The organism is Methylocaldum sp., assembly GCF_039794385.1.
GTDB lineage: Bacteria > Pseudomonadota > Gammaproteobacteria > Methylococcales > Methylococcaceae > Methylocaldum.
In genome coordinates, this window is sequence record NZ_JBDIVO010000106.1 from 1 (window position 1) to 13,541 (window position 13,541).

General features: G+C 56.4%; 19 protein-coding genes. 1 reads left to right on the plus strand and 18 read right to left on the minus strand.

Translation table 11 applies throughout. From position 1 onward, the window contains the following. Window positions 1–409: 409 nt before the first annotated feature. From ABJK70_RS11100 to ABJK70_RS11185, 18 genes are all read right to left on the minus strand, one after another. On the minus strand, window positions 410–763 hold the full coding sequence (locus tag ABJK70_RS11100) for a hypothetical protein (protein ID WP_347258000.1): 354 nt from the start codon (window positions 761–763) through the stop codon (window positions 410–412). After that, window positions 748–960, minus strand: coding sequence for a hypothetical protein (locus ABJK70_RS11105; RefSeq protein ID WP_347258001.1), 213 nt, complete (start codon window positions 958–960; stop codon window positions 748–750). The genes ABJK70_RS11100 and ABJK70_RS11105 overlap by 16 nt, the downstream gene beginning before the upstream one ends. Then, window positions 953–1,153 (minus strand): hypothetical protein, encoded by a 201-nt coding sequence (locus ABJK70_RS11110; protein WP_347258002.1) that lies wholly within the window; start codon window positions 1,151–1,153, stop codon window positions 953–955. The genes ABJK70_RS11105 and ABJK70_RS11110 overlap by 8 nt, the downstream gene beginning before the upstream one ends. After that, on the minus strand, window positions 1,150–4,215 hold the full coding sequence (locus ABJK70_RS11115; protein WP_347258003.1) for a phage minor head protein: 3,066 nt from the start codon (window positions 4,213–4,215) through the stop codon (window positions 1,150–1,152). The genes ABJK70_RS11110 and ABJK70_RS11115 overlap by 4 nt, the downstream gene beginning before the upstream one ends. Further along, on the minus strand, window positions 4,212–5,750 hold the full coding sequence (locus ABJK70_RS11120) for a DUF935 family protein (RefSeq protein ID WP_347258004.1): 1,539 nt from the start codon (window positions 5,748–5,750) through the stop codon (window positions 4,212–4,214). Before ABJK70_RS11120 ends, ABJK70_RS11115 begins: the two co-directional genes overlap by 4 nt. Further along, the gene (terL, locus tag ABJK70_RS11125) at window positions 5,743–6,999 is read right to left on the minus strand and encodes a phage terminase large subunit (protein ID WP_347258005.1); all 1,257 of its coding nucleotides are present in this window, start codon (window positions 6,997–6,999) and stop codon (window positions 5,743–5,745) included. Before terL ends, ABJK70_RS11120 begins: the two co-directional genes overlap by 8 nt. After that, the gene (locus ABJK70_RS11130) at window positions 6,987–7,514 is read right to left on the minus strand and encodes an HNH endonuclease (RefSeq protein WP_347258006.1); all 528 of its coding nucleotides are present in this window, start codon (window positions 7,512–7,514) and stop codon (window positions 6,987–6,989) included. The genes terL and ABJK70_RS11130 overlap by 13 nt, the downstream gene beginning before the upstream one ends. Further along, window positions 7,507–7,962, minus strand: a complete 456-nt coding sequence (locus ABJK70_RS11135) for a hypothetical protein (RefSeq protein ID WP_347258007.1) — start codon at window positions 7,960–7,962, stop codon at window positions 7,507–7,509. Before ABJK70_RS11135 ends, ABJK70_RS11130 begins: the two co-directional genes overlap by 8 nt. After that, window positions 7,959–8,189 carry a hypothetical protein gene (locus ABJK70_RS11140; protein WP_347258008.1) on the minus strand — a complete coding sequence of 77 codons (231 nt, stop codon included), beginning with the start codon at window positions 8,187–8,189 and terminating at the stop codon, window positions 7,959–7,961. The genes ABJK70_RS11135 and ABJK70_RS11140 overlap by 4 nt, the downstream gene beginning before the upstream one ends. Continuing rightward, on the minus strand, window positions 8,186–8,911 hold the full coding sequence (locus tag ABJK70_RS11145; protein WP_347258009.1) for a site-specific DNA-methyltransferase: 726 nt from the start codon (window positions 8,909–8,911) through the stop codon (window positions 8,186–8,188). Before ABJK70_RS11145 ends, ABJK70_RS11140 begins: the two co-directional genes overlap by 4 nt. Window positions 8,912–8,914: 3 nt before the next feature. After that, window positions 8,915–9,142, minus strand: a complete 228-nt coding sequence (locus ABJK70_RS11150; protein WP_347258010.1) for a helix-turn-helix domain-containing protein — start codon at window positions 9,140–9,142, stop codon at window positions 8,915–8,917. Window position 9,143: 1 nt separating this feature from the next. Continuing rightward, window positions 9,144–9,665, minus strand: a complete 522-nt coding sequence (locus tag ABJK70_RS11155) for a glycosyl hydrolase 108 family protein (protein WP_347258011.1) — start codon at window positions 9,663–9,665, stop codon at window positions 9,144–9,146. 2 nt (window positions 9,666–9,667) lie between these two features. Continuing rightward, window positions 9,668–9,820 (minus strand): hypothetical protein, encoded by a 153-nt coding sequence (locus tag ABJK70_RS11160; protein WP_347258012.1) that lies wholly within the window; start codon window positions 9,818–9,820, stop codon window positions 9,668–9,670. After that, complete coding sequence (locus ABJK70_RS11165) at window positions 9,817–10,293, minus strand: RusA family crossover junction endodeoxyribonuclease (protein ID WP_347258013.1); 477 nt, start codon at window positions 10,291–10,293, stop codon at window positions 9,817–9,819. The genes ABJK70_RS11160 and ABJK70_RS11165 overlap by 4 nt, the downstream gene beginning before the upstream one ends. Window positions 10,294–10,588: 295 nt before the next feature. Beyond that, window positions 10,589–10,987, minus strand: a complete 399-nt coding sequence (locus ABJK70_RS11170; protein ID WP_347258014.1) for a hypothetical protein — start codon at window positions 10,985–10,987, stop codon at window positions 10,589–10,591. A 121-nt stretch (window positions 10,988–11,108) separates the two neighbouring features. Next, window positions 11,109–11,306 (minus strand): hypothetical protein, encoded by a 198-nt coding sequence (locus ABJK70_RS11175; protein WP_347258015.1) that lies wholly within the window; start codon window positions 11,304–11,306, stop codon window positions 11,109–11,111. Between the two features lie 79 nt (window positions 11,307–11,385). Next, entirely contained in the window at window positions 11,386–12,279 is an 894-nt protein-coding gene (locus ABJK70_RS11180) for a helix-turn-helix domain-containing protein (RefSeq protein WP_347258016.1), read from the minus strand. Further along, complete coding sequence (locus tag ABJK70_RS11185; protein ID WP_347258017.1) at window positions 12,276–12,605, minus strand: hypothetical protein; 330 nt, start codon at window positions 12,603–12,605, stop codon at window positions 12,276–12,278. Before ABJK70_RS11185 ends, ABJK70_RS11180 begins: the two co-directional genes overlap by 4 nt. 440 nt (window positions 12,606–13,045) lie before the next feature. Here ABJK70_RS11185 and ABJK70_RS11190 point away from each other — a divergent pair, with 440 nt between their 5' ends. Then, the gene (locus ABJK70_RS11190; protein WP_347258018.1) at window positions 13,046–13,531 is read left to right on the plus strand and encodes a hypothetical protein; all 486 of its coding nucleotides are present in this window, start codon (window positions 13,046–13,048) and stop codon (window positions 13,529–13,531) included. The last annotated feature ends 10 nt before the right edge of the window (window positions 13,532–13,541 follow it).

The following is a 13,541-nucleotide window of genomic DNA, read 5'->3' on the forward strand; positions in this document are numbered from 1 at the left end:
GATATCAAAGAAAGGCTAGTTAAGAAAACGGCTCGTCGGCGGTCCATTGGATGGTTCGACTTCTCGTCTGAGAGCTGGGACGTGCGGGTTTGTGAAGCCCGCGCATGGCGAATTATCCAACGTCTAGAAGGTAAAAGGATTTCTATCTCTGAGGCGTTGCATGGTTAACCACCCAAACCGCGGCCGGGGCAATCCGGCCGCAAACCCAAAGCCGGAAGAAATAAAAGCTGCGCGGGTGCACGCTGGCCTAACTCAAACCGAGGCGGCCTCACTCGTGCATTCAACTTGCCGCGTCTGGCAGCAATGGGAAGCGGGCGACAGGCGCATGCACCCTGCCTTTTTCGAGCTGTTCCAGATAAAGGCCGGAATCAGTGACCAAGGGGGCTAATGCCCCCTTGGTCGTTCTGAACTATCCGGGTATTCCGGATGGCTCACGGTCTCTGATGCGTCGTTTCGGCCGCTCCTGGAATCCGTGCATTACGCCCCAGACTCTGGCGTAATGGTCGTGCCGATCGTGCTCTGCAACGCTGTTCTTGAAGTTCGGGTAATTAATCCCGGCTATTTTCTCGGCTATCACGCCAGCGAATTGGAGCTTGCTGACGAAGACTCGATATCGGTAATCGCTGGTTTCGCTGACCGATATCGGTGCTCCCGGAAAGGTCCGTTCCAGGTCCTCTCGCCTGCGGGCTCGGACGACCAGGGTGTTGGGCTCGTCCCGGTGCTGAACCGCGGAAATAAAGGCGTCGTTTAGGAAAATCCACATTCTTGCTTTTCTCCGCTCGTCTCGTTTGGGGTGATCTTCCGCACTGCGTAGCGGCTGGTGATGACCCGGTGCCCGTCCTCGAACTCGACCAGGGCCGAATTCAGGCGACCATTCGCCAAGACGCGGCAGGACTGCCCGTATCTCTCCGGTAGCCACTTCCGCCAGCGCCAGCTGTGCGTGGCCTGGGTTCTACTCATCCGCCAAGGTCGCCTTAATGGGTTCCTTAAACTTGTCGGAGACCTGGTCCTCGTTCTCGGCGGGTTGATATTCGGCAGCGGCTTTTCGATTCTCTTCGATCATGATCCGGTATTCGTCCTCGGTCATGCCAAGTTTTGCAAGTCTGGCCTTTCTTTCCTCTTCCGGAAGATCGAAAAAGTTCATTTCCTTCATGGTGATATCTCGTTCAGGTAAATGTGCGTCTCGTATCGGCTCTTCTCGACAATCTGAACCACCAAAAACCGGGTTCCGGCCTTAAAGAGCACCTCATCCTCGCTCGGGTGTAGGCTGATCGGTTTCACCCAGCGTCCGGTTTTCCCGGTGATGTGCAGAATCACTTGACCAGAAAAGGCGGGCTGTTCTCCTCTTGTCGTGCTGGTAAAGGCGTTATAAGTCACTTCCTTGCCGGTCTGTAATGCCTCCTGATGCAGTTTCACGAATCGATCCCGTGCTGCGGCATCAAACTTTAACCCGCGTGAGCTCTTTCCCACGTAGGGTTCGACCAGGTCCAAAGCCTGATTTATGAGGTCCCGCAATGGGATCATATGCTGCTCCGCTATTGTACCTTCTTCCCCGCGCAGAGCCGGGTTGATCTTCTGGTAATAGCCACCCGTATAGGCGGTTATCGCCCGCTGGTGTTCTTCCGGAAGGCGCCGGAATGCCTCGTATCCGGACCGGCCTTGCGGGATTTGAACCTGGATCGGAGTTACACCGATGGTTTTCTTCAGGATTTGTGCCGCTTCTTCGTTACTGAAAAGGGGCTTCGCGCCGGGCTTTGGAAGCACTACCCGGATTGCCTCGGGGTTAATCTGGATTGCTCCTTGGAATCCCTTGAATACGGCCGATGTCCATTTTGCGGGACGGCCAAGCTGATCTTTGACGGCTTCTTCAAGGGTTACCAGCCAGGGTAAATAGTGACTCTTGATCTTGCTTAGGGTTTCGTCGCTTAAGAATTGCCCTTTATCGGCAATGATCTTGTGATAGTGCAGGTATGCTTGGCTGACCCGGTCGATGTCTTTTTGCTCAATGACGCCTCCGTCGTTCGCCCGTTTCGCTATCCCCTTGATGGCGGTCAAAATACGGTCGTCCAGTTCCTGGAGCTGAAATTGGATATCGTTCGTCTCGGCTTTAATGGCCGCCTGCTGCGCTGCTCTGAACGCCTCGCTTTTCTCCGGGATGAGCCGCTTGATCAAATCGTCGCGCCGCGCCTTCAGGATTTCGGCCAGCTCTCTAGCCTTGGCCTTGGTGAGGCCGCTGTAGCGGTTTACGAGGTCGTCTATCTGCTCGTCGGTGATGGACGCAATCTTCTTTGCGCCGGCGACGAGCTGCTCTTTTGGAACTGGCCCGAATACTGCCGCCGTGTTTGGATTGATCTTGGGATCGCGCAAGGTGTCGAGTTCCTGAACGGTTTTCACGAACGCGCTTCCCTTGGGGGTGCCTTGCGCTCGGTACCGCAATGCGCCGCCCGTGTCGATTCGGTACGCTTGTCCAGCCTTCATCAGCAGGTTGTCATAGCCAAGCCCTACGACGTCCCAATTCGCGAGCCAGGCGTCGGCCACGAATCCCTCGAAAACTCCTGTTGGCGGGTTAGGTCCGGTGAGTGCTGACTTGGAGCGTGCGAGTCCTTCAACGAATTTTGAAGCGACTCCGATACGGCCGTCCCTGGTCTTGAACAAAAGCGTTTCGGCGACATTCGGAACGCCGGCCGCACGGTACAGGTGCCCGGCCAGGATTTCGTTTCGCGCTATGTCCTCGGTCTTCGGGAATTTGATGTAGAACTTCGCTCCTGTCTCGGTGTCCTGGTAGAGTCCTCCGGGGTTGCTTCCGGCCTGTCCTCCGATTTGGGTCAGACGTTCGAATTCGAAGTCGGGCTCTACATTGGGAACCTTGGTCGCTTTGGCCGCGATTTTCGCCTTCTCTGCATCCAATTTGGCCAGGAATGCGGCTTGCTCGTCGGCGCTTAGGGTGTCGAAGGCTGCCTTTTGCGCCGGGGTCGGGGCTTTGCCGGCGAGGACGTTCTTCTTGTAAGCCGAAAGCTTTGTCAGGTTGGCATGGTGTTGCTTGAGCTGCTCGGCCTTGGCCTTGACTGCCGATAGCTGGGCCTCGGGGGTGCCGTTCTCCCAGCCGGGAATCTTGGAAAGTTGCTTGAATGCCTTCTTTTTGAATCCGCCGGGATCTTGGGTCGGGTGCCCTTTGGCGATCAGGGCGAGTTCCGTTTTCGCCTTTTCCTTGGCGATCCGGAGGGCGACTTTGTTTTTCGATCGCTCAAGCTCAACGGCGCCGAGCTCCTTCACCATCATCTTGAGGGCGTCCTGGGCCGCGGCTTCCGCCTCGGTCTTGGCTTTAAGCTTCGCGGCTCGCTCCGCGGCTTTCTTGATCGCGTTGGCCGCGGCTTGGTCCTGGGCGGCCTTTTCCGCGGCAAGCTTCGCCAATTTCTTGAGGTAGTGCTCGCCGGGGTTGTAGTCGAAGCCCGGCTCTACCACGAACCGGCCGGTCTCGGGGCTTATGGGGAGTGTGTATTTCTTCCCGGTGCGTGGGTTTATCCAGATTCCCTTGGTTTCCTTCGGGGGCGCTTTCTTCTCGATCCCGAACTGTTCTAGCTCGTCGTCTGAAAGCTGTATCAGGTGGCAGCGGCAATTCCAGGCAAGGGGCGGGGTGTGGGTCTTCCAGAATGCGTCGTCTACCTTCCTGACAACTCCGTCTAGGGCTCGGTGCTCGGGCCGGGTCCGCCCGTCGTCTATGGCGTCGTATAGGAGATATGGGGCTTCGGCCTTTTGCGCTTGTATTTGCTCCCATTGCCCTACGGCGTAGGCGCTCATCATGTTGGTTCGAAAGATCGTTTCGAGCCGGGCTGCGCTGCCGAGCTGGGCCGTTACCTGCGCGCCGGTCAATGGGTCGGTGACGAGCTGCTTGCCCCACCATCCCTTGCTTTGAAGGTAAGGGGTCGCCCGTTCCTGGAACCAGCGGAGGCTTTCCCCTTGCGCGATCGCCTGGTCGATCAACGCTTTCATGTCCTTCAACATGTCGGCGTCCATCATCTTGGCTATCGTGAACGCCTTTGCGTGCTCCTGGCGCATCATGTCTTGCCAAGCGAACGAGGTTTTTAGTCCCTTGTCCTGGAAGAACTTGACCGCGGTTTCCGGGGCGAGGTCGAAGCTCGCGCCGACGGGTGCCAGGAAATCGAGGGTTCCCTGGTTCCCTGGGTTCCCTCCGTCTATGCGTAGCCCGAGCGTCATCGTTGCGCCTTCAACATGCCCATAAGCCGGGCGACGATGCCCGCCCGTTTGACCTTCTCGACGGCTGCCGGGACGGGCTCGTCCTCGAATAGCTGGTCGATCCGCTGCTTTAGGGTCTCAAGGTCGCCGGAGTCTTCCGCGAGGCTCAAAATCTGCTCAAGCCTCGGGCCTATCAGTTCCTCGTACTGGTGGGCGACTAGGGCCGCGTAGGTTGCGATCGCTTCCTGGTCCCGTCGCGCCTGCCACATCTTGTCGAAGATCGTCCCCGGTTCCGCGAAGCTTGCCGGCGGGGTCCCGATTGCCGGGTTTACACCAGGTGTAAAGCTGGGCGCCTGCCGCTTCTGGAAGCCTTCGCCGTACGTTTCCTTGATGTATTCCTCGGTCGGCTCGTAACCCATGTCGAAAATGACCTTGTCCCGGTCGGCCTGGGGTTTGAGATCCGGTTCGCCTTTCACCCGCCGGAAAATCCGCGGGGGCTTTACCTTCGGGCCGTAGTTGTAGAGGGTCCAGTAGCGGGCGATGGTTTCGTTGAAGCTCGCACAAATTAGGTCACCGTCGGCGAGGACGATTTCGTCCCGAACGTCCTTTTGCATTTCGGCCTTGTACTGTCCTCCGGTGTTCTCGATGGTCAGGGTCTGGCCGACGATGATTTTCGCGATCGCCTCGTTCATGACCTTGTGGAGGTCCTCGTAGGTCGCCGCGCCGGTTCGTGCGGCCTCGATCAAATTCACCGCGGTTCCCCGCGGGACGGCGATGACGCTCTCGGAATGGATCGCCTTAAGTGCCTTTATTACCTCCCTGATCTGCTTTTCGTTGCTGCCGGGAGTGTAATCGCCAACTGCCGTTGGCATGGCGAACTTATCCAGGAACGTAAGCCAAAGCTTTATATCGTTCCGCTTGAAGAATACGGGCCAGTAAAGGTCTCGGGCGATGCCTATGCCATACGGGTTATCGTGGGACGTGGCGCCGCTGTTGAAGGTCCAGAACTTCATCGGTGGCATTGGCACGCCTTCTTGGGGCTTGTCCTGGGTGCGGAGGCGCAGGTTTCCTGCCTTGTCGAATCGGAACCGGTAGGGCTGGCGCACGTAAATGCCGGGCTTGTAGTTTTCGGTTTCCTCGGCCGCGGTGAATCCAATCATGTTTTCGTCGGTCAATCCCCAGCAGGCTTCCGCTACCCCGTAGCCGTAGAAGATGCCGAACATCATTTTCGAGGTTATGTCGTCGAAGTTGATCGCTTGGATGTGCTTCTTCAACTGCTCCGCGGCTTCGACTTCCGCTCCGGTCTCAAGGGCGGGGAGGACCTCCAATTCCTTCGACACGAGGGCAAGCTGCCGCTGCCGAAAGCTGGCCTTTACCTGGTCGTCGAAGAGGACTTCGTCGTAGATGTCCCAATTGCCGCCGCCTTTCTTGGTGACTATCTCGTCCTGGTCGAGATAGATCGCGTTGTCGTCCAGGAAAAGCTTGGTTGTTCCTGGGATCGTCGCCTCGGCGACGACGATTTGCCTGTATTCTGGGGTGGTTTGGTTCTCAGCCATTGTTGTATGCCTCGGTGCTTGCTCGGCGTTCGCCGCTCGTGATGATTTGGAATCTTGCCGATTGCTCCCGCATCCACTTTAGGGCTTGCGAGGTGCTGTCTACCTGGTCGGAATAGGTCCCGTTGGGAAAACTCGTGATCTCGGTTTCGTATTCCGGGAGCCACGGGGCGTGGTCGGGTAGAAATACGTTTCCGGCTTCTATCTGGGTGGTCTCGGCGTTCATGCGCGCTATCTTGTCGCCGTGCGGTTCGATCGGAATGACCGGGAGGCTGGTGGTGTCCTGTAGTTCCTGGATCAAGCTTTGCCCGCTGCCTTTGTCCTCTATCAGGACCGCGGCCGGGCTCCATTTGTCGGCGAGGCTTATCGTGGTCCGCTTTAGGTCAGGGTATTTGAGCCAGCCGCGGAAAACGTCGAGAAGATACCGGGCGCTTAGGGTTTCCATCCAGGTGGTGCAAACGCTCGGGCAATTCATTTCCTTCGGCTTGTTGCCGGTGTCCCAACTCTGCACGATCCGGACGAAGTCGGTCGGGGCTGCCCGGTATCGGCGGAACCACCAAAGCTGGACAAGGTTGCCGCCTTCCTCGATAAATTGGCCGCCGATTTCTTGTCCTCGCTCGTTCGGCGGAATCTCTGCCGCAAGTGCTTTGATTTGGTCTGGATCTAAGAAAGGGTTGTCATAGGTGCTGAACCGACGCATGTAATAGCCGGGCTCGCCTCGCTCGGCTTTCTGGCAAAGCTCGTAGAACAGCCGGCCACGGCCGTGTAAAAGCTTCGGGGTCCCGGCCGCAATCAATTGGCTGTCCGGGAAATCTATAAGCATCGGAAGGACGGCGTTCTGGTAGAGGTAGGGGTCGTCTAGGATGATCCCGGCCTCGTTCAGAAAGATGACGTGATATCCGAAACCTTCGATATTTTCCGGCCGATCTGCGCTTCTGAAATCGAGGATTCCTTTCGTATTCGAAACCTTCAATAGTCGCTTTTGGCTGTTCCAGTAATAGTCAAGACCAGCGCCTTTTATGGCTGGCAAAAAGTACCGGTCTAAATATCGGTCAATATTGCCGTTTACGGTATCCACCCATAGGCATTGCTTTCCCTCTAACAGCCATTCGATAAATGCGAATGATGCCCCTCGAGTCGCGCCTAATCGTCTTCCCTTCGGGAAAAACCGAAAGCGACCAAGGGCCTGGGACTCATGAAATATATGATGCTGTGCTTCGCTGTAAACGAAGTTTGCATTTATTTCGCCCATGTCTTTCCGTTAACGACCAAATCGATAGTTCTGTGGGTTACTCCGTAATCCTTGGCTATTTCGCTTACCCTGTCGCCGTTGGCATGCCTTTCCCTGATATCACGCGCTTTTTGTCTTGTTAGCTTCGCCGATCCGTTACGCTCTCCGGTTACTCCCATGACTCCGGCCGATGCTGCATGTCTCACATTCTCGCGAACTGTCAAGTATTCAAGGTTTTCGGGGCGATTGTCCGTTTTGTCGAGATTCTTATGGTTTATTGTGAATTGTGGCTTTCTTTTCCCAATAAAAGCCTCTGCGACAAGTATGTGAACCAAGATGTCTTTTCTATTTCCTTCAACTTGTAACGCAACTTCAAGGTAACCGTCTTTTCTCAATTTTAGAGATCGACATCTGTTTGTTCTGGCTCCCTGTCCGGCTTTGATTCTCCTAACCCTGCCAAGACTGGAAACCTCATAGGAATCCTCCCATCCTATAACTGGTTTCCATATTTCATTCTGTTCTTTCGAATTACTCACTGTCTGTTTCCTCCCTTGCCTTGGCGTGGACAATAGTCCGGGTAATGGTGACCTTTTGTTCTCCTGTGTTCTCTATCTTCTGCGGGGCGTCGAATCCGAGTATTTCGCTGCGGCGTTTGCTGATCTTCAAAAGCCGGTCTGTTGCTTCAAGGGTCAGCTTGTTCGGGCTGCCGTTGATGACGTAGGGGTAATACTTGAACCATAGGCGCTCTAGGCGTTCGAGCTCTATCTGCCGGTACTGGTCCGCCATGCCGTCGATGTCGTCCCGTCGCCGCTTGAATTCCCGCTTTAGAATCTTGTGGACCCCGCCGACGCTTAGCCCTAGCTGGTCCGCGATCTGCTGAATCGTCGCGCCGGTCAGTCGGAGGTCCCAGGCTGTCCGGGCTCTCTCCAATTCCTCGGCGCGCCGCTGGCCTGTCGCTGCCGTTTTGCCGTTTCTGCCGCTCATAGATCCAGGCTCGTTTGTCCCAAGGTTTCCATGTAAGCTCGGCCTATCTGCCGCCGGTAACTGTGGAAAAGATCGTCCAGGTATTTACGTTGTTTTTCGGTCAATTCCTGGTCAGGTTTCTCGCTGGCAAGTCGCGCCATATCCCGGACGAATCGTTTCGCGTTCGATCCGGGTAGGAACCTGCAACGGCTCAGCGCCTGGGCCTTGATCTTTTGGTCTTCGGTCATACGCTTGCCAGCTCGTTGAATCGGGCGCCGTCTCGTTCTCGAACCGCTTCGGTGCCGGTGAAGTCTTGGAAACGGCGGATGATCACGTCGCAATACTCCGGCTGTTTCTCGGTCATGAAGCATCGTCGGCTTAGTTTCTCGGCTGCGATCAACGTGGATCCACTCCCGCCGAAAATATCGAGCACGATGTCGCCCTGCTTGGAACTGTTGAAAATCATCGGGGTTATCAGTCCGACCGGCTTCATCGTCGGGTGGAGGTCGTTCGCCGCGGGCTTGTCGTGTCGAATGACGGAGGTATCAAAGGCTTTTTTGATGGCTTTCAGGGCCTTGATCGCTTCTTCGTGCGACATGCTCTCGATGTCGAACTGGTCGATGACCGATTTACCGGTTCGGTCGCCGTACCAAGGGCATGGGGCGCCGTCCTTCTTGGCGTAAATGATCGGCTCGTGCTGCGGGTGATAATCCGAACGCGACAGGGCGAAGTGATTTTTTACCCACACCAGGTTCTGCTTGTAGACGAGCCCGGCTTGCTGCGCTGTGCGGAGGCTTGCCCGGATCGCCTTGGCGTAGTCCTCTCCGTAGTCGCGGGCGATCTTGTCGAGCCGGGCCAAGGCGACCGGGACGGGTAGGTCGTCGAGAATTACGGTTATCAACAGCTCCGAGCATCGTCTATGTGCTGCCCAGGCTTGCTCGGCTGGGCAATCTTTGCATCTGGCGATCATGGTTTAGTTCTGCTCAAGCCAAGCTTTCAGGGCGGTGTATTCGACCCGGCGCTTTTTGCCGATCCGGACGCAGCGGAGCCCTTGCCCGCTGTCATCGTATTGGTCGCAAAGGGCGCGAAAGTGGGTAGGGCTTATGGAAAGCATCGCCTGTACCTCTTTCGGGTGGTACATCGGCTTTCGCCTAAGCCCTGCCAGGGTCAATAGGGCTTCGAGTCGTTCCTCGGTGGTCATTTCACCCTGCGATAAATTCGCTTATGCGATTCATCCAGCCGGCTGCGTTGAGGGCCTGGTCCTCGGTGCGGTTGCGCCGCTTGGCATCGTTGGTGATGATCTTCCCGTAGAACATGACGCGCTCGGCGAGGGCTCGACGGTAGGCGTATTCCGGAATCGTGGTTTCGGTCTTTTTTCGTGTTTCAGGGCCCAGAATGCCGTCCGGTTTCGCTCCTACGGCTGCCTGCAGGAACCGAACGGCGTTTTCCATCCCGTGCTGAACGGCTGAATCGATTAAGAGGACCCGGAGGTCGAAGTCGCGCACGAAGTCGAACGGCCTGCAATAAATGTCTTCGTAAATCTTCCGCGCTTCGGTCTCGGTGAGGTCGACCACGTCTTGTCGGGAGCAGGGGCGCTTCCGGTATCCCTCCAGGGTCGCTTGGGTAATCCCGAACTTGGTCGGTCCGCCGCGGTCGGACGGCCGGTCTGTGAATGTCTTTCCTTCGCGCCTGATGATGTCGTCGATGATGCTGTCAACTCGCACGGTTAACCTTCCCCCTTTCGGGTGTAGTAACGAAATTCCTCCCAGCCGTCGCGGAGCTTGGCGAGCCCGCGGAAGCCGAGAAGGGCGAACGGTAGCCAATGCCCGGAAAGGGCCGCGGCTCCGAGGTAAATGAAACCGGTGATGATGTCGCTCACGGCGCCGCCCTCGTGCCTTCGAGTTGGAGAACATGGACAAACACGCCTGGGGTTGCGGTGTAGTGCTTCGCGGCGATTAGACGGACGATCCGACTGTCGTCTTGATAGACGATCGCGTTCATCCCGTCCTTTATCGCCTTGACGATATTGTCGAGGTCCGGCTTTTTGGTCGGCGCGATTTCGCCTCTCAGGGCCTCGCCACGGCGTTTTTCAGACCATGTCGTCGGGATGGTTAACCCGACGTTGATGTAAAGCTCCAGTGCGCCGGTAATCGGTTCTGCGCCGCCCATAGCTTCCTGGGCTTTGGTCTTTACCAGGTTCTCGAAGATGACCGTGTTTTCCGGTGTGAAGCTGTGAACCTTTCCGGTGTGTTTGTTCCGGACGGTTCGCGATCGGGCCTTGGCTACCGGGTTGCCTGGAACGAAAAACGAAATCATTTTCGGGCTCTTTTTGACTTGCTGAACGGTTGTCATCAAAAACCTCATACGTTCGTTTTAAGGCGTGTTTTGGTATTGGCCGCTACCTTAGTAGCGGGTACGTCGTTTTCGCGCCTTCTTGCTTTGCGGCGATGGCTGCAATCGGCATTCTTTCGCCGTACCATCGCCCATTTCGTTCGAACATCCCGATTTCGGTCATTTCGTCTCGGGTCCTGCATCTGCGCCGACGTTCGTCGCGCCGCCCGTATTCGCCGGTCCTGTGCCGGTCGAAAGCGCTTACGGTGTTGAACATGAGCCCGCACTCTCCGCATTTGTACGTCATTCGATTGCCTCAAGCTCTGGCGAACGGTGGAATCTTGCCGCCCCGGTAGCGCCGGGCCGCATGTCTGTAGTAACTGGGTGGCCGTGGTTTGCTCGCTCGATCTTTCGCCTTTTCAGCGCAATCGGCGCACTTATGCCTCCCCGTGCGTTTGCCCTCTGGCAGATGTCGCTGGCACGTGAAGCAGAAGAACTCGGCCGGGGCCGGCGGAATCTCGGCCGGCGTGGTGTGCTCGTAGGGGTCGGCCGCGACGTGTGTGTGCCCGGTCGACAAAATGTCCTGCAACGTCCGCAAGCTCTTGCGCGCTGGCCAGCCTATGGCGTCTGCGATCTCGCCGACGGTCTTGCCTTGGGCGTGTAACGCTCTGGCCTGCTCGATCTGTTCGGGGGTGATTCTCTGAACGTATGCCATCGTGATATCCTCTTTGCCGTTGATCCGGTTTCGCCGGTTCATCTCGTAACTGGTCCCCGCGGGTTCGCTCTCGGGGATTTTTTTTGTTCTTTTGCTGCTGCCGTTTTCACTTCGTATCGGTTCACGCTGCGCCTTTTTCGGCGAGAAGCCGCTTGATGTTGGCTATATGCGCGAGCGCCCTCTCGGTGGTCATGGTCGAGCGTGGCAGCGCCTTTCTGGTCTGGTGCTCCGGCCTGGTGTACTGCCGGCATAGATCCGCGAACTGCGGCAGGGTCGGTGGCGCTGCGGTAAACCGGTCGGTATTCACCAGGGCGTTCAATGCCGTTTCGATCGTTTCCGTTGAAAACCTGCTGAGTGTTTCTGCCCATCGCTGGAATGCTTCCGCCTTAGCCTTGTCGTCAGTCCATTGGGCTTTCCATCTCGCCCCATAAATCGCTCCCAACTCCTGAAACACGTTGCTCGTGTTCTCTAAGTCTCTCGATGCGATCGTCGATTTTGCGCATGAACTCGTCGAACTCCTGGGATTTCGATTTGGGGCGGTCTGGTATTGGGTTACGTGCTTCATGTGGTCCTCCGTATCGTTCGGCTTCTCGCCGTATCCAATTCCGCCAGGTGGCGAACCAATCGGCCTTTCTGCCGTCCTTTCCGGCCTTGGCTATCCAGTAATCCTTGAAGCCGTCGGCTATCGCCGGGATCTTGGTTGGTGGGATGGTGGTGTTCGTGGCTGCCCAATTGAGCCACTCGTCGGGGAGTGTCCAGTCGTCGGGTAATCGAGTTCCGGTTTTTGGCTTTTCTTTGCCGGGGTCACTAGAAGGGGTTATAGGGGAATACTTTCCCCTATGGTTCCTTGATTGGTTCCGTGTTCCGTTTTCGGAACTGTTTGAAGGGAAAAACGGAACTGTTCCGTTTTTGGAACCATTCCCTTTTTGGAACTCTTTAACCGTTCCGTTTTCGGAACTCTTGATATCGTTTTCCCGGTTGCTTTCCGGTGGATTAACGGTTCCTTTTTTGGAACTGTTACGGTGTTCTACTCCGTTCAACTTCCAGACGACTATTTGCCCGGTCTTTCCTGTTCGTATGCCGGTGTCTGAAATTAGGCCGGCGTCTTGAAGGGCTTTGAGTGCTTGCCAGACCGTCTTACGGTCGGCTCCGGTGTCGTCCATGAGCTGTTCGTAGGAGGGATAGGCGACGTTATCGGCTCCCGCTCTATCGGCTATCGCCAAAAGCACTAGCTTTTGTAGGGGCCTCAAGCCTGTCCGTGTCCAAGCCCAGCGAGTCGCGTCTAGGCTCATTCGTCGTCCCACACTAGTTCTGCGGCGCTCTCCATTCGCTCGATCCGGCCTTTCGCAAGTGTGAACAGAGCTTCGATTTCCTTCTGGTCGAAGCACTGAAAATGGACGGGAACGCACTTCAAGCCCATGGCCTCCAGCGCAGCCGCCCATCGTTGAATCTGGCTCTTGCCGTCCTTGTCATCCGCGTCCTTCATTCGGCAGACCGTGCTTTCCGCAACGCCCATTGCATTCGCGACGGCGGCTAGGCCGACGCTGGAAAGTCGCTTGCGGATCATCGCCTCGTTTTTGCGGGCTATTGCGCCGGGCACCGCGTACTCTTTCGCCATCGATCACACCGTATCGGGGGTGTCATGGGTGTTGACGCGCTCCGGCAGAACCGGGTCGTCCGGGTCTACTGGGTAGGGTTCGTAGCGTGATTGCGTGGTCATGCGGCGTTGCTCGTGCCCTGCCAAAGGTCGGGGCGCAGCTCGTGGTGGCTGACTGCTCCACCACATGCGTTAACAATCCGCGGCACTTGTTCCGCAGGGATTCGTCCGCGTTTGATCCATTGAGTCACGGCCATGGGAACCAAGCCGAGCGCATCCGCAAGGGCCTTTTGTGAACCAAAATGTTCGATTGCTTTGTTTAATCCGTCCATGCTTCAAAAGCTTAAACATTACGTTTAGACGAGTCAACAAAGCGTATATAGACGGCAATGGATATGCTTGTAAACTTTGTGTTTATGACTGAGAAGCCAATAGACAGATTGCTTAGACGGCTAGCGGAAATGGGGAAGAGCGAAGCCGACTTTTGCCGTGAGTTCGGAATAACCGCGCAAAGGCTCAATAACTGGAAAAAGCGTGGAATTGCTAAACACCAGCTGATTCCGGTTGCGACTTACATCGGCAGTTCTGCCGAGTGGTTGGAAAAGGGAGGAATGGACGCGAAATCTTACGCCAGCGAGAGGGGGGGGCAGGAAAAAATAGACCGCGAGCAGTCTGAATGGCTACGGATATTGGGGCTACTGAGCCCAAGACAGAAACAGGTTATCCGCTCTGTCATCAGCGAATTCCAACTGGATCGGCGACATCATTCAGTTCCGGTCGAAACAGACCACAGAACGGGCGCGGATAGACGAGAATTCATCGGCAAGGTAATTCAGGCGGGAGCTCCACTCGGTCGGCGAGTGTCGAGACCTAACACGAATATTCATGATTTGCCTGAAGAGCCTAAAAAAACAAGTCGTCTACCGGAAGACGAGGATGCGAAATGAAAATTTCGGT